We start from the raw sequence: 23804 nt of genomic DNA, 5'->3' as shown, positions 1-23804 counted from the left end.
TATATCCTTTCGTATAAGTGTTCAGCTATATTTGTGGATTATGCCTACGTATGATTTGGGATTAGAACGAGTTTCGCTAGAATTTGCTACAAAAACGATTTTTAAAGACGTTACTATTGGAGTTTTTGAAGGTGACAGAATCGGTATTGTTGGAAAAAATGGCGACGGAAAGTCAACGCTACTTCGACTACTTGCCGGTAAAATGCAGCCTGATTCTGGTCGCGTTACGAAGCGCGGAGGGCTTACTTTTGGCATGTTGGACCAGCGCGATCCATTGGACGATAACGCAACTGTGCGCGAGGCTGCTCTTGAAAATCGCGAAGATTACGAGTGGGCTGCAGATCAGCGTTCGCGCGAAATTGTAGAAGCGCTTCTTGGCGGCATAAATTTGGAAGCGAAAGTTGGAACGCTTTCTGGAGGTCAGCGCAGGCGCGCAGATTTAGCAAGATTATTGTTGCACGACTGGGATATTTTGGCTTTGGATGAGCCTACGAATCATTTGGACGTTGTGACGATTCATTGGCTTGCAGAGCATCTTCTTCACCGTTGGCAGGACGGTCAAGGTGCGCTTTTGATTGTGACGCACGACCGCTGGTTCTTGGACGAGGTTTGCACTTCGATGTGGGAAGTGCACGACGGCGTAATTGATCCTTTCGAGGGTGGTTACAGCGCTTATATGATGCAACGTGTAGAGCGCGAACGCCAAGCGGATGTGCGCGAAGAGCGTCGCAGGAATTTGGCGAGAAAAGAGTTAGCTTGGCTTTCCAGGGGTGCTCGTGCGCGTTCTACTAAGCAAAAGTTCCACGTAAAGCAAGCGCGCGAGCTTATTGCAGATGTGCCGCCGCTAAGAGACACTCTTGAATTGAAGAAAATGGCAACTTCGCGTCTTGGTAAGCAAGTTGTTGATTTAATTGACGTTACGCAAATTTTCGATAGCGCTCAGCAGTTAAAAAATATCGATCCGGATATTGCAGAAAACGCATCTTTAGGTGAAGATAATGCAGAAAAATCAAATAAAGTCGATATCGTAGAATCTGCTTTTGCGCAACCAACTCACGTGGGAAGCGTTACTATTGCCGTTGACGAAAATCAAGAAAATTCTCTTGAAAATTCTGCGGAAAATACTTCGGAAAATACTGCTACGAGCGTAGAAAACATTGCAGAAACTTCAGCTGCATCGCGCAAAACTATTACTGGACGCATGATTTTAGACGATGCAACTTGGCTTATAGGTCCAGGCGATCGTTTTGGAATTGTGGGTGCGAATGGAGCAGGAAAATCAACATTATTAAACATTATTGACGGATCTCTAAAGCCTACGCTTGGACACGTAAATATTGGCAAGACTGTAAAATTTGCCGTGCTTTCGCAGCGGCTAGAAGAGCTTGAAAAGCTTGGAAAATATAAAGTAAAAGAAGTTTTAAGTCGCTATAAGCCTAGCTATATTATTGATGGCAAAGAAGTGACCCCAGGTCAGCTTATGGAAAGGCTTGGTTTTAAGCCCGAGCAGCTTATGACACCAATTGCGGATCTTTCGGGCGGTCAAAAGCGACGTATGCAGCTGCTGCTGATTTTGCTAAACGAACCAAACGTGCTGATTATGGATGAGCCTGGAAACGATCTCGATACTGACATGCTTGCAGTTATGGAAGATTTGCTCGATACTTGGCCTGGCACTTTGATTGTTGTTTCGCACGATCGCTACTTGCTTGAGCGCGTAACAGATCAGCAATTTGCGCTTATTGACGGCAAAATTCGTCACCTTCCAGGCGGTGTAGATGAGTATTTGCAAATTGTAGAAAAGCTGCAACGCGATCACGAAAATAGTAGTGGTACTACTGGTACTGTTGGCGCTTCAAGTACTGCGAATGCTTCGAGTGCTGCAAATTCTACAACTAAAGAAAGTTCAGAAAGTACAGTAATTGAGCCCAAACTTACCGGCAAAGCCTATCACGATGCTGCAAGGCGAGTTTCAGCAATCGAGCGAAAACTTACAAAGCTTGAAGAAGAAAAGTCGCAAATTGAAGCGCAAATGGCTGCGCATAACCCAAGTGACTTTGTTGGACTTCAATCTCTTAACGAAGATCTCCAAAAAAACGAGCAAGAAGCAAGTGCTCTTGAGGATGAGTGGATGGAGCTTTCTGAGCAGCTTTAGTACAAAATTGCTGCGTGCTAAGAAGATGAAATAGAAGATAACAGCCACGTGCTAAATTTGTGAGGTATGACTCAAATCAAGGATATGTTGGAATCTGTAAAACCAATTCGCGTTGACGGTCGTGATGTTGACGAGCTCCGACCTGTGCACATAACACGTAAATTTACTGATGTTCCTGAAGGCTCTGTGCTTATTGAGTGTGGCAATACGCGCGTAATGTGTACCGCAACTTTTACGGTTGGTGTGCCTCGTTGGCGTAGAGATTCCGGTTTGGGTTGGGTAACTGCCGAATATTCTATGCTTCCTAGAGCAACAGCTGAGCGAACTGATCGCGAATCTGTGCGTGGAAAAATTGGTGGTCGCACTCACGAAATTAGTCGTCTTATTGGTCGCTGCTTGCGCGGTGTAGTCGATATGAAAGCGATGGGTGAGTGCCAGATTCAAATTGATTGCGACGTGTTGCAAGCGGATGGTGGAACTCGTACTGCTTCCGTAACTGGAGCTTATGTAGCTTTGGTAGATGCGCTTCATTGGGCAGAAAAGAATGGTCATATTCGCTCTGCTGCAAATGTTATTAAGGATTCTATTTCCGCTGTCTCTGTAGGCGTTATTAACGGCACTCCTATGCTGGATTTGCCTTATGTTGAGGACAGTCAAGCTATGACAGATATGAATGTAGCTATGACAGGTTCCGGTACTTTCATTGAAATTCAGGGCACTGCAGAACATCGTCCATTTAATCGCGACGAATTAAATACGTTACTTGATTTGGCAACTAAAGGTAATCGTGAATTGCAAGCTGCTCAAAAAGCCGCTTTAGCAAAATAGAAGAGATTGAAGGAGAACGGGCGTGAAGCTTATTGTGGCAACACATAATGAGGGAAAACTCGTTGAAATCAAGCAAATTTTAGAGGAGCAATTGTCGAAACTTGCAGACAGTTTCGAGTTAGTAACTGCAGGTTCTCTTGGCTTGCCTGATCCTGTGGAAACTGGCGTGACTTTTGAACAGAATGCTTTGCTCAAAGCGCGTGATGTTGCTGCAAGAACAGGTTATCCCGCTATTGCAGACGATTCGGGTCTTATCGTTGATGTGCTTGGTGCTGCCCCTGGTATTCTTTCTGCTAGGTGGAGTGGTGTGCATGGAGATGATAAAGCTAATAATGAGCTTCTTTTGCGCCAACTTTCTGATATCCCAGATCAATGTCGTACTGCTCGTTTTCGTTGTGCTGCAGCTCTTGCTATTCCGGATGGGTGCAGTGAGGTTCCTGAAGGCAGTGTTATGTCGCATTCTCATGGCTTTGAGACTGTTCGAGTCGGAGAAATGGTTGGTCACTTGTTGTGCGAGGCGCGCGGAATTAATGGTTTCGGCTATGATCCGCTGTTTGTGCCAGATCTTCAGCCTATTCGCGATGGTGTGCAAATGAAAGGTTTGACTAGTGCAGAGCTGACTCAAGAAGAAAAGAATGCTATTTCGCACAGAGGTAATGCTTTGCGCGCGCTTTTGCCGGAGTTGCAGGCATTATTTATTACTGAATAAGCGAAAAATTTCGTGCGCGAGATGGGACTTGAACCCACACGTCGTAAGACACAGGAACCTAAATCCTGCGCGTCTACCATTCCGCCACTCGCGCATAGACTCATATAAACAATCGAGCGAATAAAAACAAATCAAAAGTATTAATACACTCGAGTGAGTCAGAGAGCCACTTGACAGAATCGAACTGTCGACCTTCTCATTACGAGGGAGACGCTCTACCGACTGAGCTAAAGTGGCATGTTGCCCGAGACGCATTCGCGACTCGCGCACAAATCAAACACTATATATCATATTTTTGAATTTGTCCAATTTGGCGCGTCGTGCAACAGATAATGCTCCAAATGTGAGATAATTTCCTCGCGTTTGGAGTGATAAACCACAGATAACCCTCCAAATGCAGGGTAGGTTGCGCGCGTTTGGAGCACTGCACATCCTCAAACTACAAATTTTTATGTGTAAATTATCAGTGTGATTGTGTTCATTTTTGTGTTAAGCTTCGCGTGTTTCTGTCTGCTTTTGTGAGTATCTTGTGAATTGGACTATAGTGACGGTTGCTGTCACGTCAGTTGAAGAAATGAAAGGACCTTACAATGGCCATCAATCCGCCAGTTGACGCCGTAAAAACCCCAGAGTGGGCTGCATTGCAGAAGCATTACGACGAGTTGCAATCAGAAGGCGTTTGCCTGAAGAAGTGGTTTGCAGAGGATGCAAATCGCGTGGATAAGTTGAGCTTCGAAGCTGGAGATCTCCACTTCGATCTTTCTAAGAATTTAATTAAGCCTGAAACTCTGAAGCTTTTCGCAGATCTTGCAAAGGCAGTTAAGCTTGACGAGCGCACTAAGGCAATGTACACCGGCGTGCACATTAACAATACTGAAGATCGTGCAGTTTTGCATACTGCTTTGCGTCGTCCTGCAGAGGATGCTGGCAAGTTCATTGTTGACGGCCAGGATACTGTTGCAGATGTTCGTGAAGTGTTGGGTCGCATTTACGATTTCGCTAACGAAGTTCGCTCCGGCGCTTGGAAGGGCGTTACCGGCAAGAACATTAAGACTGTTGTAAACATTGGTATCGGCGGTTCCGACTTGGGTCCGGTCATGGTTTACGAAGCTTTGAAGCCATACGCTGACGCTGGTATTAGCGCTCGCTACGTTTCTAACATTGATCCAAACGACATGGCCGAAAAGACCAAGGATTTGGATCCAGAAACCACTTTGTTCATCATTGTTTCCAAGACTTTCACCACCTTGGAGACTTTGACCAACGCTCGTACCGCTCGTACCTGGTTGCTTAATAAGCTTCAGGAGTGCGGCGCTATTGACGGCAGCGACGCAAAGAAGGCTGAAGCTGTTGCTAAGCACTTCGTAGCTGTTTCCACCAACCTTGAAAAGGTTGCAGAGTTCGGCATTAACCCAACCAACGCCTTTGGCTTCTGGAACTGGGTTGGCGGTCGTTACTCCGTGGACTCCGCTGTTGGTACTTCTTTGGCCGTTGTTCTCGGCCCAGAGCGCTTTGAGGAGTTCTTGAAGGGCTTCCACGCAATCGATACTTACTTTGCTGAAACCCCATTCGAGAAGAATGTTGTGGTTCTTCTTGGTATGCTCAACGTTTGGTACCGCAACTTCTACAAGGTTGCTTCCCACGCTGTGCTTCCATACGATCAGTACTTGCACCGCTTCCCAGCTTATTTGCAGCAGCTCACTATGGAATCCAACGGTAAGTCTGTTCGCTGGGATGGTACTCCTGTAACAAGCGAAACCGGCGAAATCTTCTGGGGCGAGCCAGGCACCAACGGTCAGCACGCTTTCTACCAGTTGATTCACCAGGGCACTCAGCTTATTCCAGCTGATTTCATTGCATTTGTGAACACGCCAAATCCTACTAAGGATGGTGATCAGGACGTTCACGAGCTCTTCTTGGGTAACTATCTTGCACAGACCAAGGCTCTTGCATTCGGTAAGACTGCTGACGAAGTTCGCGCAGAAGGCACTGCAGAAGAGATCGTTCCAGCTCGCGTATTCAGCGGCAACCGTCCAACCACTTCCATCTTCGGCGAAGCTTTGACCCCATTCGCTTTGGGTGAATTGATTGCTCTCTACGAGCACATCACCTTCGTTGAAGGCACTGTTTGGGGCTTGGATTCTTACGATCAGTGGGGCGTGGAGCTTGGCAAGCAGCTTGCAAAGCAGATTACTCCTGCAATTTCTCAGGATGATGACGCTTTGGCAGCTCAGGATGCTTCTACGCAGAGCTTGATTCGCTTCTATCGCGCTCATCGCAAGTAAGATAGTAGTCATATAAGCAATCGTTTTTAGTGATTGTTGGTTTATAAGTCTCTTGGCGTTAATTCGTCAAGAGACTTTTTGTTTAGCATCTGTCGCTGAGTTTTATAGGTCTCAAGTGCATTGCAATGTGTTTTGCTGCATGTTGACACAACTGCAACAATAATTTATAATAAGCACGGTCGGTAGGTAAGGCTACCACGGGGATAAGGGTTGCTGCCGCAACACAGTGGAGACACTGCACGCTGGTTAACAGTCGTTGTCGAATTTAAGGCTTCGACTAATGCAACGCCACCGCCCTGCGAAGCTGAAGCTTGAACGACGTGGCACGCTTAACATGCATTTGTGTGTTTTGGTGCGTCTCTGTTCTCTTGTAAACCTCCGATTCAATGATGAAGATTTGCGCCGGCAGCGCACTAACTTAAGGAGGTGATTTGCCGTGAAACATGACAGTAAAAGCCATAATTCTAGTACTCGTACTGATGAAGGCTCCGACACTATTGGCAGTAGTAGTTCGGATGTTCCTCCTGAATATATGAAGCCGGCAATCACCGAATTTAGGTTGCAAAACTTGTGAAATATATAACTTACGAATACAACTTGCGAAATATAATTTACGAAGTTAAAACGTGAGTTCTAGTTATTTGCGCCTGTAACGTAATCAATGGTGATACGGCTACGCAAGAATTTACACAAGAAAAGTTACGCAGATCTTTACGCAAGAATTTACGAAAATCTAAATAGAAATCCGCATAGAAATCTCAATAGATATCTGCGTAATAAATGAATAGAAATAAAAAATACATGAAGGTGAACCCACTTATTGCCTATTCGAGGACTTTATTATGACCGTATTTACAACTTCGCGCAAAGAAAGCGCAGGTGCGCAAGTCGACGAGAACACTCGTTTCTGGTCGGATATTATTGTGTGCGTTGGCATTATTGCCGTTTTTGGCGTAACTGCCTTCCTTATTCAGCGCATAAATCAGCCGATTGGTCCAAGTGGCATACCATCTAAGGTATCCACGGACTTAATCAATCTGCCTTACTACACTTTGCGCTCAGTATTTCGCATGCTGATCGCATTAGTTGCATCTCTTATATTTACTATTGTTTATGGCTCTCTTGCAGCTCGCAGTCGTAGGCTTGGCAAGGTGCTTATTCCTCTTCTAGATATTTTGCAATCAGTTCCAATTCTTGGCTTCCTTTCGGCAACTGTCACTATTTGGTTGGTAATTTTTCCTGGATCGATGCTTGGTGTTGAAGCCGCTTCGATTTTTGCTATTTTTACGAGTCAAGCATGGAATATGACTTTTTCGTTCCACCGTTCGCTGCTCAGCGAGCCAAAGGAACTGGATGAGGCAGTTCGTAGTTTGCAACTCACGCATTGGCAACGTTTCTGGGTGCTAGACATGCCTAACGCAATGATTCCGCTGCTTTGGAATTGCATGATGTCTGTTGGAGGCGGATGGTTCTTCCTTACAGCTTCGGAAATGATTTCCGTAAATAATCACACTTACACTCTTCCTGGCATCGGTAGTTTTGTGGCACAAGCTGCTGCCGAAAATAAGCTTGGTCTTATTTGGTGGGCTATTGTGTCGATGGTGATTGTTGTTTTGGCACTTGACTTCTTCTTGTGGAAACCGCTTACAGCTTGGGCTGAGCGTTTCCGCATTACGCAAAGCGCATCTGATAATGAGCGTCACAGTGCTATTTTGACTCTTATTCGTCACTCTCATGCAGATGAAGTTATTAGTAAGCTGTTTTTGCCAATTCGCGAGTGGCTTGAAAAAGTAACGCGCCCATTCGGTCGCACAGGCTCCAAGTGGCCTCATAAGGCTGCTCAGCATAAGCTTGGTGATTGGGTATTCAACGTTATTATGCTAATTATTGTGGCTGCTGGCGCCGCCCATATGCTTTACTTTGTGTATACAACTGCAGGTTTGCATGAGTTCATTACTGCAGGCATGCTTGGTGGCATCACTTTTATGCGCGTTGCTGCGTTGATTTTAATAAGCTCGCTTATTTGGGTTCCTGTTGGTGTTGTAATCGGCATGAATCCTAAGATTTCGCGTATTATGCAGCCTATAGTGCAAATTCTTGCTAGCTTCCCAGCAAACTTCATCTTCCCGTTTGCTATGGCTTGGTTTATGTCTTGGCATATTGATCTTGGTTGGGGAAGTATTATTTTGATGGCTCTTGGTACGCAATGGTACATTCTGTTCAATGTTATTGCAGGTGCTAGTGCTATTCCGGATGATTTGCGTGAAATGACGCGCAGCTTCCGCTTGGATCGTACTTTGCGATGGAAGACGCTTATTTTGCCGTCTATTTTCGGTTCATGGTGCACTGGCGGTATTACAGCTGCAGGCGGTGCTTGGAATGCTTCGATTGTGTCTGAGATTGTGGAATATGGAAAGAACCACATGGAAACTCAGGGTTTGGGTGCATATATTACTAATGCAACTACTTTAGGAGATTCTGCGCGCACTTTAGTTGGCGTAACTGTTATGAGCTTGATTGTTGTTTTAAGCAACCGATTATTCTGGTCGCCAATGCAACGTATTTCCGAAAAACGTTACGTATTGAATTAGATTGACTAACAAATCGACTAATAAATTTACTAATAAATCGCTTAAAATAACAAAATTTTATGGAAAAGATTGGCAAAATTATGAATACTTTAAAGAGCAATGCAAAAAAGGTGCAATCCTCAATTACAAGCGATATTATCGACGCAAAGCACATCAGTCAAAGCTTCACTTCTGACAGTGGCACTACTCAGCACGTTTTGCACGATATTTCTTTCACTCTTCGCGAGGGTGAAATCGTGGCAATATTGGGACGTTCTGGTGCTGGAAAATCAACTTTTCTACGCACAATGGCTGGTCTTGTGCAGCCAACAGAAGGCACAGTAACATATCGCGGACGCGAGCTGACAGGCCCAAACCCAGGAGTTGCAATCGTATTTCAAACCTTCGCTCTTATGCCGTGGCTTACAGTACAAGACAATGTGGAACTTGGCTTGCGTGCTAGAGGTGTTAGTAAAGAAAAGCGTACTGAGCTTGCTTTAGCTGCAATTGATGCAATCGGTTTGGATGGCTTTGAAACAGCGTATCCTAAGGAACTTTCCGGCGGTATGCGTCAGCGAGTTGGTATTGCGCGCGCGTTGGTGCTGAGACCAGATGCATTGTTTATGGACGAGCCGTTCTCTGCTCTCGATGTGCTTACTGCTGAAAACTTGCGTCAGGAAGTTCTTAAGTTGTGGTCTAGCGAGGAGCGAGATATTAAGTCTGTGCTTATTGTGACGCACAATATTGAAGAAGCTGTGCAAATGGCTGATCGCGTTGTGGTTCTTGGATCTCATCCAGGTCACTTAATTGCTGATGTGAATGTTGATTTGCCTCGTCCTCGAGATAAGCACAGTGCTGAATTTGAAGCGATGGTTGATAATTTGTATGCTATTTTGACTGGTTCTGCTCCAGAAAGCACTGCAGAGCAAGACGCTTCCGAAGATGCTGATTCTCAAGATCAAGCAAATAATGCAACTAATGAAGATGCTGAAGATAACGAAGCTGCAGCAATTGCAGATATGCTTATTCAGCGCCACCATGACGATGAAGATGAAGATAAGCAAAGTGAGGATGAAGCTGAAGCAGGTGAGACAAAGACAGAGCCTGTGGCTGTTCGTTTGCTTCCAAACGCTACACCAGGTGGTATGGCTGGTTTGCTTGACGTGATTTCTGAAAGCCCAGATGGCATTGATTTGGCTGATTTGGCAGCTGATTTGTCGTTTGAGATTGATGATTTGTTCCCACTTGTTGATGCTGGCACGATGCTTAATTTGCTTACTGCAGAAAATGGTCATATTACTATCACTTCTGAGGGTGAAGAGTGGCATAATGCCGATATTTTGCACAGTAAGCAAGTTTTTGCTCGTCTTGCGATTGAACATGCGTCTCTTGTGCACGCAATTGATCAAGCTTTGAGTAGGAATCGTAACGGAAAGCTTCGTGGCGAGCTGATTTTGGATTTGTTGCGCAGTAAGCACACGGATGCTTTGGCGCGTCAGCAGTTTGATATTGCAATTAGCTGGGGTCGTTACGGCGAGTTGTTTGATTATGACGCTGATGATGACGAGTTGACTCGTACAGTTGAAACTGCTCCTCTCGATGGAGTTGTGCGCTGAAATAGTGCGGAATAGTGCGGAATTATGCTCAATAATGTCCATTATTGAGCATAAATTTGGTACTTGTATGCTTTCGATAAAGGGATGCCGCATAGTTCTTTTATCTTTTAGGTCTAGTCGCTTCTTATTTAAGATTGCGCGGATCGGAAGTCCCCTAAAAAGCGAACTTTTTGGGGAAAGATTTGCGTAGCACATTTGTTGCTAACGCTTACTATGCGTCGATATGCGGCGGCGATGGAGGAATATTATGGTAAATGCTGTAGAAGCATTTGATGCTAAGCATCTTAAGGCTGCTGAAGAAATTCCAGCTTTCCGTCCTGGCGATACCGTTGACGTCAACGTTAAGATTCAGGAAGGCAACAACACTCGTATTCAGACTTTCACCGGCGTTGTGATTGCTCGTAAGGGTGCTGGCGTGCGTGAAACTTTCGTTGTTCGTAAGGTGAGCTTCGGCACTGGTGTTGAGCGTCGTTTCCCACTTCATTCTCCAGCTATCGATTCGATTAAGCTGGTTCGTAGCGGTCGCGTTCGTCGCGCTAAGCTGTACTACTTGCGCGCTTTGCGTGGTAAGGCTGCTCGTATTGCTGAGCGTCGCGATAACTCTGCTAAGTAAAATAGAACTTATGTGAAGGGTATTTGTTATGACTGATGACACGCAAATTAGCGATACTCATATCGTTTCAGTAGCGGGTCATGGTATAGATCCTTCACCGGTTCCACCAGAGCCGGAAGGAGATTTACCTTCCGGCTCTCGCATGTTTAAGCGCAAAAATAGAAAAGGTAAGCATTTTGCACATTCTAAGCGTGCTAAAAATGACCGCCTAACTTTGCGCGATGCTATAACATGGTTCGGTATTCCAGTATTAGTAGTGATACTTATTCGTGTGTTCCTATTTGGAGCTTACACAATTCCTTCTGGCTCTATGCTAGATACTATTCATATTGGTGATTATGTTATTACGACTAAGCTAACTCCGCGCTTATTCCCATTAAAGCGTGGAGATATTGTTGTTTTTGAGGATCCTGCACATTGGTTGAGTGGTGAAAATTCTTCCGGTGTTGTTGGCAAGGATTTAATTAAGCGTCTTATTGGTTTGCCTGGGGATACTGTTGAGTGTAAAGGCGCTGGGCAGCCTATTGTTGTAAACGGTGTTCCAATACGAGAATCTTCCTATATTCGTCCTGGTGTTGACCCGAGTGCTTTTCCGTTTAAAGTAAAAGTTAAAGCTGGTCACGTGTTTGTTTTGGGCGATAATCGTTCTAATTCTGCGGATTCACGATATCATCGCAATGATGGCGATGATGGCTTAGTTCCGATTTCCAAAATCGAGGGCGTTGCTGTGTTTAGATCGTGGCCGCTTGATCGAATTGGTCTTTTAGACGAACACCATGATGATTTTAAAGATGTGCCTGATCGTCCTGCAAAATAAAAAGTATTAACGCAATGAGTATTAACGAAATTGTGTTAGCGCGACTTGTATCTACTGATTTTAATTATGTCAAATAAATCATCCAATATACCGCTTGTTCCATCATTTAAATATGAGCAAGATCTGCTTTGCGAAGGCTATGATTGGGTTATTGGTCTTGATGAAGTAGGAAGAGGCTCTCTTGCAGGTCCTGTGATGGTAGGAGCTGCAGTTATTGGAATTAAACAAGTAAAAGAAAACTATATGCCTGAAGGCTTAGCTGATTCTAAATTGCTGAGTGAAAAGCGTCGAGAAGAGCTTTATGAACCGTTGCAAAAATGGTGTACAACTTGGGCAGTCGGGTCTTGCACTAACACAGAAATTGATGAGTGGGGTATTAGCTATGCTCTTGGTGTTGCTGCATTAAAAGCAATTTCTAAAGTTGAGGAAGATATTAAAAAGCTAAGTTTTAGCGTAAATGCGAATACGCGTGAGAATACGCGTGAGAATTCAAACTTTCGTATTGCAGCAATATTGGATGGACCTTGCGATTATATTGACAAAGTCGCAAATACTTTTGACGCTCCTTACATTCCTGAGCCTGTAAAAGTCCATACTTTAGTAAAAGCAGACAGACAGTGTGCGAGCGTAGCTGCAGCTGCAGTTTTGGCAAAAGTTACTAGGGATAATCTTATGGTATCTCTTGCTAAAAATCCGAAATATGCAGCCTACGATTGGGCAAGTAATAAGGGTTACGGCTCTTTAGCTCATCGCAATGCCATTAAAAAAGTAGGACCTAGCGATTTGCATAGACTGTCTTGGCATCTATAAGCGAGGGGTATATATGGCAGAAAATGAAGCAAAACGCGTGTCAATGATCGATGTTGCGCATGCTGCTGGCGTAAGTCATCAAACTGTTTCTCGCGTTATTAATAATTCTCCTGATGTTTCTGCTAACACGCGAATTAAAGTTCTGCGAGTTATTGAGCAACTTGGGTATTATCCAAGCAATTCAGCGCGCGCATTAGCGACTAAGAGGTCGCGTACTTTAGGGCTTATCGTTGGTGCAGAAAATAGAACATCTCGAAACATTATTGCTCCTATAGAAGCGCAAGCAAAATCTCGTGGTCTTTTTCTTTCTATTAGCATGGTCAACGAAACGTTATGTGAACAAAGTGATATTCAAGATTTATGCGAGAGTTTTGAAGAGCAAAATGTCGACGGATTAATAATTGACGCTCCAACAGACGCAATATTTACGTCACTGTGTCGTACGCGTATTCTTAAGCCGTGCGTATGTGTTACTGCTACTCATGGTGCGATAAGCGCGCATGAAGGCATGAATATGTTGCGTTCTCATAGCAACGTTGAGTATTCAATGATTGGGATTAATCAATCTCGCGCAATGAACGATATTGTGTCACTTATTGCGCATTATGGACATCGAAATGCCATTTATATAGCAGGTCCTTCACAATGGAGAGGTGCTGCAACGCGACTCATTGCATGGCGTTCACTTTCAACTGCTCAAGGTATTCATTCGCATATTGTGCAATGTACTTCGTGGAAGTCTTCTGAAAGTTACGCGCGAATGAATCATATGATTGAGAAATTTGGTATAGATGGCATTGCATTGCCGACTGTTATTGTTGCTTCAAGCGATGAGCAGGCAGTAGGAGTTGTGCGTTCCTTGTATGAGCACGGTTTGAAAATTCCGAGTGATATTAGTGTTGTTGGTTTCGGCGATATTCCGGCAATAAGTGATTTTTTCCCACCTCTTACAACTGTGAGTCTCGATATGCAGCAATTAGGGTCGTTGGCAGTGCGTGAAGCTTTGAGATTAATGAATCATGGGCCTGAACCAGCATTCCCAGATATGTCTCATGGAGTTGGACAAATACCTGCTAGCTTAAAATTGCGTTCTTCTATTGGTGCAGTATTGAGATAATTTTGCGATCGTCAAAAATTGTATTAAAAAATTATTGAGAATAGAATTAAAAATGGTATTTTTAATTATTTTTTTGATTATTTAAATATTGCGTGAAACAGTTGTGAAACAACTTTATTTTCTTAATGCTAATATCTGGCAAAATGGCTTAAAATCAGCATAATTACGCGGCTGTCGGCGTGTTGATGGTGTGTGTGAAGCGTAATCTTAACATCTGTTGGGAGTGTGTGGTTTTTGAATAAATATGGAATAAAGAAAAAGGATCAGGAGATGATAAATCGCTGCTTTGCGTTCGTGCCAGGAATTAAGCATCTAGTTGTTTTAAGGTCGGCGTGTCTTGCGATTTCTTATCTTGTAAACATAGCTTTTGTCTACGTTTGCGTTGGGATGTTGTCTCCAGTATTAAGACCTGTTCGTTCTACTGGAACTTCTTTAATGAGTTCTGTTGAATTTACGTCTTACATTATTGTTTTAGCTGCTATTATTTTGCTGAAATATGCAGTTTTTTACTGGTCGTGTACTGTTTGTGCAGAAATTGAGTCGCGAATAGCTATGCGTTTGCGCCCTAAAATGTTGCGCGCAATGTTATCTCTACGCTCTGTAGATATTGAAGATTCTCATGACATTACTTCTTTGCGCGTAAATGAAGATATTTTTGCAATACAAAGTTTTGTTGCTTCTTTAGTTCCACAAATTATTGCATCTATTCCTGTTCCTGTAGTCGTTTCTGCAGCACTATTTACAGTTAACCCTGCTATAGCTGGGATTTGCGCATTAGCTGCGTTGTTTAATGTTGCTTCTCTTATATTCTCGTTGGCACTAAGCCCAGTATCGTGGCGTTGTGTAAGTGCATTATTTGCCTATGTTATTGCTGGACTCGCAATTGTTGCAACTGTTTGGTTATCTTCCGTTAAAGGTGTAGGTCTTGCTGCAGCTCTGTTGACAATGCCTTTGTTAATGTTAAGCGTCCAGCCACTGAGAATTGTTGGTAAGAATATGCATGTAGTTAAACATGCTGTTAATGGTTTGAATCATGTTGAAGCATTGTTGCAAATGGTTACTGATTCTCCTGCTCCAATAGCATTTAGTGACGACGGTTCAACATTATCTTTGCCTGATGGCTCAACCAATATTGCTTTGCGTATGCGATGCAATATTTCGGAAAATAATGCGAATACTAATGAAGCTCAACGTTTATCGATAATTGCAAAATCTGGTGAATTGCAAGTTATTCCAAGTAAATATCATCATGTTATGCGTGAGAAAATACTTTCTGGAACAGGTTTTAATAAATCTGCTGACATATTGCTTTCTTATAGCGACCGTTATGATATTCATGAAGACGACGTTTCTCCATTTGTAGTTTCTGAAGTATTTGACGCAAACGATAGTGCATCTTACTTGTCGTTGAACGATGCAAGTTCTGCAGCTTTAGCAGATATTGTTACTATAGTTAGCGAGCGAAGTCATCTATTTTCCACAACATTGCGAGAAAACTTACTTTTGGCTGCTCCAACAGCTACGACTACTGCGATGTGGGATGCATTGCGAGCTGTGCGAATAGATGGTGTTGTTTATGCCGATTACGACGGTCTAGATATGCCAATAGATAGACTTTTTAATAATCCTGAAGCATCCTATAATTCTGAAGATTTAAAGCGTCGCGTTATTCTTGCTAGAGCAATTTTAAGACACACTAAAGTGTACGTTTTTGATTATTCCCAATGTGATATTAGCAATCATGAGGCTGAAGAAATTGTTAAAATATTGCGTCGCATAGCGCGTTATGCAAATGTAATAGTATTAATGCCAAATGATGATGGCATTAGCTCAACGGACGAAATAGCAACTGTAGAATCGTATCGTCATGTTGCTAATGATAGTTCTAAAAATATTACGCAACTAAATCAATTAAACGAATCTCAAAACTCGCAAAACTCGCATAATGTTGAGCAAGCTCAGCAAGATCCTAATAAAAACAAGCATATTTCTTCTATTGCAAGTATTGCTTATACTTATGAAGTGAGAACAATCTCAAAGTTCAAACGTGCTATTTTTGCTTTTATATCAATGTTTAGTACTGCTCTCAATCTTGTTTCTGCAGTATGTATTCCTGTTGCTATTGTTTCAGCGATGTTTGCTGTTGCAGGACGTCCAATATTTGGTTTTGTAATGCAACAGTGCGTGCTTGTTGCTGTTGCTTGTATGGCAGTTCGTGCATTAACTCTTGTTACAACATTTGCAGGTGTAGATATGCATCACGAACATTGGCATAAAGCTCATATCAGCATGAATGTTGGAATGATATTTGCAGTTGTACCTCTTATGGTTGTTTTGTACTATTTCGATGCGAATTTGTCTTATGTAGCTATTGTTTCATGCGTGTTTATTATGTTTATTGTTCCTCGATACTTACTTATACGCTCCAAGCATATTGCAAATAAAGTGCGCATTGAACAACATGAAGTTGAGAATGAAGTAAGTGATATTGAGCTTGGTATCGATGAAGTACTTGCATTTAGGCAAGGTGAGCATTGCGTTAATCGAATGGTTACTTCAATGCATAAAGTTTCTCAACAAAGAATGCGTCTGGCTCGTAAAAGTGGAGGCATGTCGGCACTTGTTCTTGCTATATCGTTAATTAGCATTTCTGTAGCCGCACTAGTGGTTTCTCACACCATTCATCCGGTGCCAGCTAATATTCCAGCATGGAGTACGGTTTATGCTGTTATGGCAATGGTTTTGCTGGTAATTATGATTCAGCAAGTTGTAGATGTTGTTTTACAAAGAATACCGTCTGTTATGAGAGTTAAGAGCAGTAACTAACTTTAATTTAAAAAATATTGAATATGCATAAGTTGAGTTGGGGGACTGAGCATGCGTAATCGTTGTAACAAGAGGCAGTTTCTTGCGCTGTTCTGGATGCTGCTGTTTGCTGTTTTATGTGGGATTGTTATTGGCTTGTTGCTTCCTAAAATAAACAGTAGCGTTGGGAAGATTACAGGAGAATATGAAGCAAGCGGAGAAGCTGCACAAGCATTGGGAAAATTGCGTATATCTAAGCCTTATCGTTACGGGTACGAGCGTCAAGTATTTGGATATCGTACTACTGACGATGACGGTAACGGATGTGACGTTAGGGAAGACGTTTTAGCGCGTGATTTACAAAATGTGAAATACAAGTACGCAGGATCCTGCCAAGTGCGTTTCGGCTTGTTGCATGATCCGTATACTGGCAAAGATATTCACTTCGTGCGTGGGCGAAAAACCAGTGCATTAGTTCAAATAGATCATGTTGTTGCATTACAAAATGCGTGGGAATCTGGAGCGTGGAAATGGAATCGTGCAAAACGATTAAAATTTGGCAACGATATGATGAACCTACTCGCGGTTGAGGGAGCTGCTAATCAAGAAAAAGGTTCCGCGTCCGCAGCTTACTGGCTTCCTTCAAACAAAACCTTCAGGTGCGAATATGTTGCTAGGCAAATAGCTGTTAAGTATAAATATGGTTTAACTGTAACTCGCGAAGAAAAGCAGAGTATGGAAAGCGTATTGCATAACTGTTCTGCACAAAAATTACCAAAGTAAGGATTTCTCAGTTTGGTATTCGTAAAGCGACTTAGTAAGCGTTTAATAAGCGTTTAGTAATGATTATGAGTGTGATCGTGCATTACGTCGTGATGCTCTGCTGAATGAGGAATATGCAACACGCGCATGCGATCAATAGCTCTACGCGCAAGATTGTGAGCAGAACCCGTGCCTTCGCCCTTGACTCCAAAAATAACGATAAGAGCCATAATTCCTGTAATAATAGCACTAATGCGCAAAGTCCATTGAACTCCGAAAATACTAGCAGCAACATCGGCAGCGTGACCTGTGCCAGAATGGTGAAGAGTTGTCAATACTGTCATTGTAACTACTAAAACAGGTGCTCCAATAGCTCCCCAAAGCTGACGCATAGTATTAGTTACAGCCGAACCATCGCCAAGTTCTTCCTTACGCAAACAATTAAGCGACCACGTAGTTATTGGCATAAGCAAGAATCCCATGCCAATTTGGCGAGTAAACTGCCAAATGGAAATCCACCAAATCCATGTATCCATGTCAATAAGACTCATCATTACAGTGCCAAAAAACAGAATAATAGAGCCTGCCATAGCAACTGGGCGCACTCCAAAGCAATCTAGCATACGACCGCCAAAATACTGCGAAATAGCCATGCCGAACGCTCCAGGAAGCAGAATTAAGCCGCTCATAGTTGCTGAAAAACCACGATCAGACTGAATATAAAGCGGAATAAGCACCATAATTGAGCTGAAAGCAAAAAATGTAAGGCAAGCGCAAATAGTACCTACCATAAAGTAGCGGTTTTTAAGCACATTAAGACCAAGAAGAGGAGTGTGACCGCGTTTTTGCGCTCGCAACTGCCTTATAACAAACCAAGCAATTCCAAAAGTGCCAATAATCATAGGAGCCCAAGATAATGGGTGTGAAATTCCGCATCCTTCAATATTAGTGAATCCAAACATGAGCCCGCCGAAGCCAATAACCGAAAGGCCAACCGAGAAGAAATCAGCATGCGCGTTAAGATCGTGTTCTCCAAAATTATGCAAGAAAAATACTGCCAAAACGACGGATATTGCTCCGATAATAGTAAGAGAGCAGAAAATAGAACGCCATCCATTAATATCAGTTTGCAAACCGCCAATAGTAGGACCGATTGCTGGAGCAATACTCATAGCCATGCCAACGCTTCCCATTGCCATACCTCTGCGAGTAACAGGGTAGACGGAGAATACGGTAATTTGTAAAACAGGCCACATTACGCCAGTGCCAATAGCTTCAAGAGTTCGACCAACCAGTGCCATCATAAAGTCGTTACTAAGCCATGCAAGTACGGATCCAAAAGTAAAAAGCGACATGGAAGTAATAACAATTTGGCGAGTAGAAAAGCGTCTTGTTAAAAATGCTGTAAGTGGAACCATAATTGCCATAATCAGCTGGAAAATAGAAGTAAGCCACTGACCAGTTGTGACGCTTATACCAAATTCTTGAACTATTGTTGGCAATGCTGCAGTAAGTTGTAATTGTGCGAAATTGCCGATAAATGTAATAAACGTAAGAATAGCGAGAGAAATTAAAGCAGGACGTGTAAGACGATTGTTATTGTATGCTTCTTCGCCTGTTAATGCATGACTGAGATCTTGGCTTTTATTAGACAGCCATGTTGAGTGCGTCAAAATAAAACATCCTTTTTTGTTCTTAAACATAGTTTTTCTTAAGCGTATTTTTAAGCATAGGTGGCAAAAGTCAATCGACTTAAGTCTATTCTCTTATCTATTACAACAAAAATTGCAAAACTTAATTTACGCAAAACAAAAGTTATTTAAAAATTTATTTTGCGCAAAACAATGATATTTAGACTGATTCTAATCAGTAGCTGTGGTAGGAAAGCCAATGATTGTAAGCGCCTTGAATGGAGCCATAACGACCATTGCAATAATTCCAGAACCAGCGGAGCTGCGTTTGATAGTTAGTTGCCCAATCAGCGCCAGCAGAAGCCATTTTTCCGCCTGGCAAAGCTTGAGGTAAACCGTAGGCCCCAGAAGGATTCATTGCGTTTACGCGCCAACCGGACTCATGAGAAATAATAAATACTGTTGCAGTAAAATCAGCTTCACTATAACCGTTAGAGATAAGCCAGTCGTGAGCCCATTGTTGCATCTCGCCAGCAGGAACAGTCGTACCGATAGAAGCAGCTAAGCCAATTGCGGCAGAAGAGCCGCCAGTTCCAACAAGAATAACCTTATCTTTTGGAGCTTTTTTAACATAAGAAGCAAAAATATTAGAGGAAACTATTTTTCCCTTAGCTCGAGTAACTATTTTTGCTGTTTCCATTACGCCGTTAGCGCCTTCACTTTGCACCTTCTCAGTACCTTTTGGAAGTGCAGCAGTTTCCTTTTTAACGACGTTAAACGCGATTGGGTCGTCGGAATTCTCTAATTTTGCGCCTGCGCGATTAATCGTAATAACAGTTGATTCGCTAACTTTAGTTGTAAGAGATGGAGTAACAACATCGTGTGGCTCAAGAGTGATATCTCCAGCATCAAGAACGGATTTTACATCAGTGAAATCAGTGCCCAAAATAGTACGATGATGACCATTTATAACAACGTTAATATATGAAGTCGCACCATTATGCAACATACCACGGCTAGCACTACGAGAAACTTGCGAAGAATCGGTTGCCGAATAAGAAGTAACCTGAACAGCGTGACCTTTAGACGAAGCGTAAAAATCTCGCGAGGCAAAACCAAGTATCACCAAAGCAACGAAGCCCAAAATAACCGCGCTAACTCTAGCCCACTGTCGTAAACTGAGTGAACCAAGCGTAACAGTATGCTTACGGTGACTGGCCATAACCCTCCTTATTTCTGCAATTACTCTATTGATACTTGCAAACGCTCGCAACGTAGACTAATAAAACATGAGAAACATGCGTTAAAATGTATGTGCAAAACGTATATGCAAAACCTCACGTATTATATCTCATGGCATAGTCTATAAATCAGGATTCAGAATCATCAGATTCGTAAGATTTAGCTTGTTCAACCAAATCTTCCAAATCAGAAGCTAGTAATGCTCCAGCTTGTCTATAAATAACTTCGCCGCGCTTAATAACCATTACTGTTGGAACAGCTTGGATTTGAGCAGCTGCAGCAATCTCGTTGCTTTTGTCAATATCAACTTTTACGAAAGGAATTTCGGGATATTTTTCGCTGACCTTCTCAAAAATAGGACCAAAAGATCTGCATGGACCGCACCATGTTGCCCAAAAATCAACAACAACTATTTCATTTGTCGAAGCAATCTTCTCAAAATTTTCTGTAGTAGCATGTATTGCTGCCATATTACCCCCTCGATATTTTGCGTATTTGCTTTATTGTACGTGCCGCCTTGCATAAAGTTGCCGATAGTGCGCTTATCTGTCGTCTTGCGGCACTAGGCTAGGAGTCATGCTTGATATCCAATTTATTCGTGAACATGCCGACGTAGTTAAGGAATCGCAGCGCAAGCGCGGTGAATCCGTTGGGCTCGTCGATGAAGTATTGCGCAGCGATGATTTGCGCCGAACCGCTCTTAAGGCTTTTGAAGAAGCTCGCGCCGAGCAAAAAGCTATTGGTAAGAAGGTTGCAACAGCTAGCGCGGAGGAAAAGACTGCGCTTATTGCCGAAACTAAAGAATTAGCTTCGAAAGTTGCGGAATACAAAGCTGAATCCGAAAAAGCTACTGCCGACTACACTACGGCAATGTGGAAGCTTTCTAACATCGTTGAAGATGAAGCTCCAGAAGGCGGAGAAGACGACTATGTTGTAGTTAAGAAGGTTGGTACGCCTCGCGATTTTGCAGCTGAAGGTTTTGAGCCAAAGGATCATTTGACTCTTGGAACTGGCGTTGCTGGAATTGATATGCGTCGCGGCGTGAAGGTTGCAGGATCTCGCTTCTACTTCTTGCGCGGTGCTGTGGCTCGCTTGCAAATCGCAATGCTTACTATGGCTGTTGATCAAGCCGAAGAGCACGGTTTTACGCTTGCGATTACGCCAACGCTTGTTCGTCCAGAAGTAATGCGCGGAACTGGCTTCTTGAATTCTCACGCGGACGAGATTTACCGTTTGCGCGAACCAGATGATCAGTATTTGGTCGGTACTTCCGAGGTTGCTTTGGCTGGCATGCACGAGGATGAGATTCTTGACTTAAGCAATGGTGCTTTGCGTTATTGCGGTTGGTCGAGCTGCTACCGTCGTGAGGCTGGTGCTGCTGGAAAGGATACTTCCGGTATTATTCGTGTGCATCAGTTCGATAAGGTTGAGATGTTCGTTTATTGCAAGCAGGAAGATTCTCGCGCTGAGCATCAAAAGTTGCTCGGTATGGAGCAGGAAATGCTTGCTAAGGTGGAAGTGCCTTACCGCATTATTGATACTGCTGCAGGTGACCTTGGTTCTTCTGCCGCTCGTAAGTTTGATTGTGAAGCTTGGGTTCCAACGCAAGGACGTTACCGTGAGCTTACTTCTACTTCTAACTGCACTGAGTATCAGGCTCGCCGATTGAATGTGCGCGAACGTATGGAAGATGGCGGAACTCGCCCAGTTAGTACGCTTAACGGCACTTTGGCTACTACTCGCTGGCTTGTGGCTATTTTGGAAAATCATCAGCATGAAGATGGTTCGATTGATATTCCAAAGGCAATGCAGGCTTATATGGGTGGCAAGGAAGTGATTGAGCCGACGAAGTGGGAAGCATGAGTTTACTCGTGCACAAACACGGCGTTTGTTTCAAAAAACCGTTTAATTAGCTACAAAGCCCGGGAAATTGCCTGGGCTTTATTTTTTAGTTGATAAGCTTTTTGAATCTGGGTGTTGTGTGTTGTGTTCTATACGTGATGATATGCTTACCACTTGTGCGTTGAAAGCGGCAATTTGATTGCTTTCGTGCGCAAATGGATGGGTGTCCGAGCGGTCTAAGGAGACGGTCTTGAAAACCGTTGTAGGGAAACCTACCGCGAGTTCGAATCTCGCCTCATCCGCGAATTAACTAAGCCTAAAGCATGTGAAATTGCTTTAGGCTTTTTTAATTCGCTGAGCTTGCTCAGGTTGGAAGCACAGTGTGCTTCCAACGCAAGCGAGGTCTTTCTGCGTCAATAAAGACGCAGAAAGTGTGGGCTAGTGTGTTTAACGTAGTGTGTTAGGTTTGTGTTGCTGCATTTCGCGCTTGAAGCTTTTTTATTCTGCCGAGCTTTCTCAGGACTGAAAGTGCACTGTACTTTCAGTGAAAGCTCGGTCTGTCTTCGTCTCGATTGACGGGAAAGGGCGTGAAGGTGGCGGAAAGTTTGCAGTCGTGTAAAGGAAGGGTCGTTTGCGAGCGAGAATCCGATCGAAACGTGCGCTCGCTCGATTTTAGCGCGCGGAGTAGTGACGCTCTTGTGATGTGATGTCGTCCAGGAAGAAGCTTGCACCTTCGCGGCAAGACGTGCTGCTTTCGAAATCTTCCGGAGCGTAAGGCGCAACGCTTTCAAACATCTCCTCGTAATCAGCAACGCTTAAATGCACGCGCGAATCAAGCATATCCGCATGCTCGCGCGCAAACAGCGCATCTCTAAATCCTGGCGCAATCGTGCCGCTGAAAAATTCACCAACAGCGCCGGAACCATAAGAAAATAGTCCAATCTTATCGCCGCTTTTAAGTGCAGTAAGATCACTATTTTCGCAAGTAAATTCGTCTAACTCAAGTAAAGACAGCAATCCCAAATACAGGGAACCCGTATAGATGTTGCCTACACGACGGCTGTACTTCGTGCTGGTTTCGTAGCGCGAAAGTAAGCGATTGCGCGACGACTCGCTTAGGTTGCTATTATCGCAAGAATCAGAGCAAGAATTTGCGCAAGAATCCATCGCAGCCTTAAGTGCTTTCAAACCCATTTTCGTATATGGCAAATGGAAGCACAATCCGGCGAAATCGCTGAAATTGCAATCGTTTTGCGCGCAATACTTTTGCCAAACTTCGCAGAAAAATTGTATGTATTGCTCGGTTGAAAACTTGCCGCGAGCAAGAGCGGTGTCTTGGTAAACAGGTCGCCAAAAGTCCTGAATATCCGCGGATTTTACAACGCTGTCGTCGTTAATTTTAAGCACGTGCGGATTCGCGCTCACAAGCATTGCCACAGCCCCAGCGCCTTGCGTAACTTCGCCAGGGGTAGCAAGCCCGTAGCGCGCAATATCGGCTGCAATAACAAGCACTTGCGGATTTTTTTCTGCGTGCGCGCGCACGTAATCGCATGCCATCATCAAAGCTGCCGTTCCGCCGTAGCAAGCCTCTTTTACTTCAATAGAGCGCACCCACGGCGTGAGTTTTAGCAGATTTTGAACGTATAGCGCGCTGGATTTACTTGCGTCGACTCCGCTTTCTGTGCCGACGATGAGCATTTTGAGGCGATTGCTATCGATGTATGGTAGTAGTGGGAATGCGGCTTGCGCGGCGAGAGTGACGATGTCTTGGTGATTTGGTGGCACGGATTGTTCGCTTTGACCGATTCCGATTGTGAATTTGTTAGGGTCGATTCCGCGGTGTTCCGCCAATTCTTCGAGGTTTAGGTAATAGTGCGGCGTTGCGAAGGAGATGCGGTCAATGCCGACGGTAAGGGGAGTGGTTGCGGAGGTTGTGGTTGTGTTGGCTGCTGCGGTTGCTGATATTTTGATATTTTGTGTGCTCATTTGTCCTAAACCCTTA

Annotated in this window: 18 protein-coding genes, 3 tRNA genes and 1 riboswitch; of the genes, 15 read left to right on the top strand and 6 right to left on the bottom strand. The window is 43.7% G+C overall.

All coding sequences use genetic code 11. The features are described 5' to 3' along the window. Positions 1–40: 40 nt before the first annotated feature. The 3 genes from HXT32_RS05250 to HXT32_RS05240 all read left to right on the top strand — a co-directional run bounded on the left by HXT32_RS05250 (position 41) and on the right by HXT32_RS05240 (position 3692). Positions 41–2155: an ABC-F family ATP-binding cassette domain-containing protein gene (locus HXT32_RS05250; protein WP_116994884.1), complete on the top strand. Its 2115-nt coding sequence runs from the start codon at positions 41–43 to the stop codon at positions 2153–2155. 66 nt (positions 2156–2221) lie between these two features. Further along, entirely contained in the window at positions 2222–2983 is a 762-nt protein-coding gene (gene rph, locus HXT32_RS05245; RefSeq protein ID WP_012913873.1) for a ribonuclease PH, read from the top strand. Positions 2984–3005: 22 nt separating this feature from the next. Further along, positions 3006–3692 carry a non-canonical purine NTP pyrophosphatase gene (locus tag HXT32_RS05240; protein ID WP_119522414.1) on the top strand — a complete coding sequence of 229 codons (687 nt, stop codon included), beginning with the start codon at positions 3006–3008 and terminating at the stop codon, positions 3690–3692. A gap of 13 nt (positions 3693–3705) precedes the next feature. Here the strand turns inward: HXT32_RS05240 and HXT32_RS05235 are convergent. After that, a tRNA-Leu gene (locus HXT32_RS05235) sits at positions 3706–3786 on the bottom strand. Between the two features lie 70 nt (positions 3787–3856). Further along, positions 3857–3929: transfer RNA gene (locus HXT32_RS05230), tRNA-Thr, on the bottom strand. 353 nt (positions 3930–4282) lie between these two features. Between HXT32_RS05230 and pgi the strand changes: the two genes are divergently transcribed. The 10 genes from pgi to HXT32_RS05180 all read left to right on the top strand — a co-directional run bounded on the left by pgi (position 4283) and on the right by HXT32_RS05180 (position 17108). After that, the gene (gene pgi, locus HXT32_RS05225) at positions 4283–5977 is read left to right on the top strand and encodes a glucose-6-phosphate isomerase (protein ID WP_116440361.1); all 1695 of its coding nucleotides are present in this window, start codon (positions 4283–4285) and stop codon (positions 5975–5977) included. Between the two features lie 170 nt (positions 5978–6147). Then, positions 6148–6304: riboswitch (M-box (ykoK) riboswitch) on the top strand. Between the two features lie 109 nt (positions 6305–6413). Beyond that, the gene (locus tag HXT32_RS05220; RefSeq protein WP_162861117.1) at positions 6414–6551 is read left to right on the top strand and encodes a hypothetical protein; all 138 of its coding nucleotides are present in this window, start codon (positions 6414–6416) and stop codon (positions 6549–6551) included. Positions 6552–6819: 268 nt separating this feature from the next. Beyond that, positions 6820–8568: an ABC transporter permease gene (locus HXT32_RS05215; protein ID WP_422118939.1), complete on the top strand. Its 1749-nt coding sequence runs from the start codon at positions 6820–6822 to the stop codon at positions 8566–8568. Positions 8569–8648: 80 nt separating this feature from the next. Beyond that, on the top strand, positions 8649–10163 hold the full coding sequence (locus HXT32_RS05210; protein ID WP_116432044.1) for an ATP-binding cassette domain-containing protein: 1515 nt from the start codon (positions 8649–8651) through the stop codon (positions 10161–10163). 247 nt (positions 10164–10410) lie between these two features. Continuing rightward, positions 10411–10776: a 50S ribosomal protein L19 gene (gene rplS / locus HXT32_RS05205; RefSeq protein ID WP_004105329.1), complete on the top strand. Its 366-nt coding sequence runs from the start codon at positions 10411–10413 to the stop codon at positions 10774–10776. A gap of 28 nt (positions 10777–10804) precedes the next feature. Further along, positions 10805–11593, top strand: a complete 789-nt coding sequence (gene lepB, locus HXT32_RS05200) for a signal peptidase I (RefSeq protein WP_004110299.1) — start codon at positions 10805–10807, stop codon at positions 11591–11593. A 66-nt stretch (positions 11594–11659) separates the two neighbouring features. Beyond that, the gene (locus HXT32_RS05195) at positions 11660–12403 is read left to right on the top strand and encodes a ribonuclease HII (protein WP_004110301.1); all 744 of its coding nucleotides are present in this window, start codon (positions 11660–11662) and stop codon (positions 12401–12403) included. 13 nt (positions 12404–12416) lie between these two features. Further along, positions 12417–13520 carry a LacI family DNA-binding transcriptional regulator gene (locus HXT32_RS05190; protein ID WP_012913876.1) on the top strand — a complete coding sequence of 368 codons (1104 nt, stop codon included), beginning with the start codon at positions 12417–12419 and terminating at the stop codon, positions 13518–13520. Between the two features lie 270 nt (positions 13521–13790). Continuing rightward, on the top strand, positions 13791–16346 hold the full coding sequence (locus HXT32_RS05185; protein WP_103013913.1) for an ABC transporter: 2556 nt from the start codon (positions 13791–13793) through the stop codon (positions 16344–16346). A gap of 51 nt (positions 16347–16397) precedes the next feature. Then, complete coding sequence (locus HXT32_RS05180; RefSeq protein WP_116431905.1) at positions 16398–17108, top strand: HNH endonuclease family protein; 711 nt, start codon at positions 16398–16400, stop codon at positions 17106–17108. 53 nt (positions 17109–17161) lie between these two features. Here HXT32_RS05180 and HXT32_RS05175 read toward each other — a convergent pair whose 3' ends face one another. The 3 genes from HXT32_RS05175 to trxA form a co-directional block, all read right to left on the bottom strand. After that, positions 17162–18790 carry an MDR family MFS transporter gene (locus HXT32_RS05175; protein WP_119522416.1) on the bottom strand — a complete coding sequence of 543 codons (1629 nt, stop codon included), beginning with the start codon at positions 18788–18790 and terminating at the stop codon, positions 17162–17164. A gap of 163 nt (positions 18791–18953) precedes the next feature. Continuing rightward, positions 18954–19940: a G5 domain-containing protein gene (locus tag HXT32_RS05170; protein WP_102155412.1), complete on the bottom strand. Its 987-nt coding sequence runs from the start codon at positions 19938–19940 to the stop codon at positions 18954–18956. Positions 19941–20088: 148 nt separating this feature from the next. Beyond that, positions 20089–20430: a thioredoxin gene (gene trxA, locus HXT32_RS05165; RefSeq protein WP_012913881.1), complete on the bottom strand. Its 342-nt coding sequence runs from the start codon at positions 20428–20430 to the stop codon at positions 20089–20091. A gap of 106 nt (positions 20431–20536) precedes the next feature. Here trxA and serS point away from each other — a divergent pair, with 106 nt between their 5' ends. Both serS and HXT32_RS05155 read left to right on the top strand, forming a co-directional pair. Then, entirely contained in the window at positions 20537–21823 is a 1287-nt protein-coding gene (gene serS, locus HXT32_RS05160; protein ID WP_119522418.1) for a serine--tRNA ligase, read from the top strand. Positions 21824–22019: 196 nt separating this feature from the next. Then, positions 22020–22104, top strand: a tRNA-Ser gene (locus tag HXT32_RS05155). Positions 22105–22474: 370 nt separating this feature from the next. Here HXT32_RS05155 and HXT32_RS05150 read toward each other — a convergent pair. Further along, positions 22475–23788, bottom strand: a complete 1314-nt coding sequence (locus HXT32_RS05150; protein WP_004110316.1) for a hydroxymethylglutaryl-CoA synthase — start codon at positions 23786–23788, stop codon at positions 22475–22477. Positions 23789–23804: the final 16 nt, after the last annotated feature.

Source organism: Gardnerella sp. DNF00747, assembly GCF_049262675.1.
In the GTDB taxonomy this organism is placed as follows: domain Bacteria; phylum Actinomycetota; class Actinomycetes; order Actinomycetales; family Bifidobacteriaceae; genus Bifidobacterium; species Bifidobacterium swidsinskii.
This window is presented reverse-complemented; position numbering and strand designations above follow the sequence as displayed.

Excerpts from the sequence above, each read along its gene's own strand:
- HXT32_RS05175 (WP_119522416.1), bottom strand. The coding sequence starts at position 18,790 with ATGTTTAAGAACAAAAAAGGATGTTTTATTTTGACGCACTCAACATGG.
- rplS (WP_004105329.1), top strand. The coding sequence starts at position 10,411 with ATGGTAAATGCTGTAGAAGCATTTGATGCTAAGCATCTTAAGGCTGCT.
- HXT32_RS05210 (WP_116432044.1), top strand. The coding sequence starts at position 8,649 with ATGAATACTTTAAAGAGCAATGCAAAAAAGGTGCAATCCTCAATTACA.
- serS (WP_119522418.1), top strand. The coding sequence starts at position 20,537 with ATGCTTGATATCCAATTTATTCGTGAACATGCCGACGTAGTTAAGGAA.
- HXT32_RS05170 (WP_102155412.1), bottom strand. The coding sequence starts at position 19,940 with ATGGCCAGTCACCGTAAGCATACTGTTACGCTTGGTTCACTCAGTTTA.
- HXT32_RS05180 (WP_116431905.1), top strand. The coding sequence starts at position 16,398 with ATGCGTAATCGTTGTAACAAGAGGCAGTTTCTTGCGCTGTTCTGGATG.
- lepB (WP_004110299.1), top strand. The coding sequence starts at position 10,805 with ATGACTGATGACACGCAAATTAGCGATACTCATATCGTTTCAGTAGCG.
- HXT32_RS05195 (WP_004110301.1), top strand. The coding sequence starts at position 11,660 with ATGTCAAATAAATCATCCAATATACCGCTTGTTCCATCATTTAAATAT.
- HXT32_RS05190 (WP_012913876.1), top strand. The coding sequence starts at position 12,417 with ATGGCAGAAAATGAAGCAAAACGCGTGTCAATGATCGATGTTGCGCAT.
- HXT32_RS05150 (WP_004110316.1), bottom strand. The coding sequence starts at position 23,788 with ATGAGCACACAAAATATCAAAATATCAGCAACCGCAGCAGCCAACACA.
- rph (WP_012913873.1), top strand. The coding sequence starts at position 2,222 with ATGACTCAAATCAAGGATATGTTGGAATCTGTAAAACCAATTCGCGTT.
- HXT32_RS05215 (WP_422118939.1), top strand. The coding sequence starts at position 6,820 with ATGACCGTATTTACAACTTCGCGCAAAGAAAGCGCAGGTGCGCAAGTC.
- trxA (WP_012913881.1), bottom strand. The coding sequence starts at position 20,430 with ATGGCAGCAATACATGCTACTACAGAAAATTTTGAGAAGATTGCTTCG.
- pgi (WP_116440361.1), top strand. The coding sequence starts at position 4,283 with ATGGCCATCAATCCGCCAGTTGACGCCGTAAAAACCCCAGAGTGGGCT.
- HXT32_RS05250 (WP_116994884.1), top strand. The coding sequence starts at position 41 with ATGCCTACGTATGATTTGGGATTAGAACGAGTTTCGCTAGAATTTGCT.
- HXT32_RS05185 (WP_103013913.1), top strand. The coding sequence starts at position 13,791 with ATGATAAATCGCTGCTTTGCGTTCGTGCCAGGAATTAAGCATCTAGTT.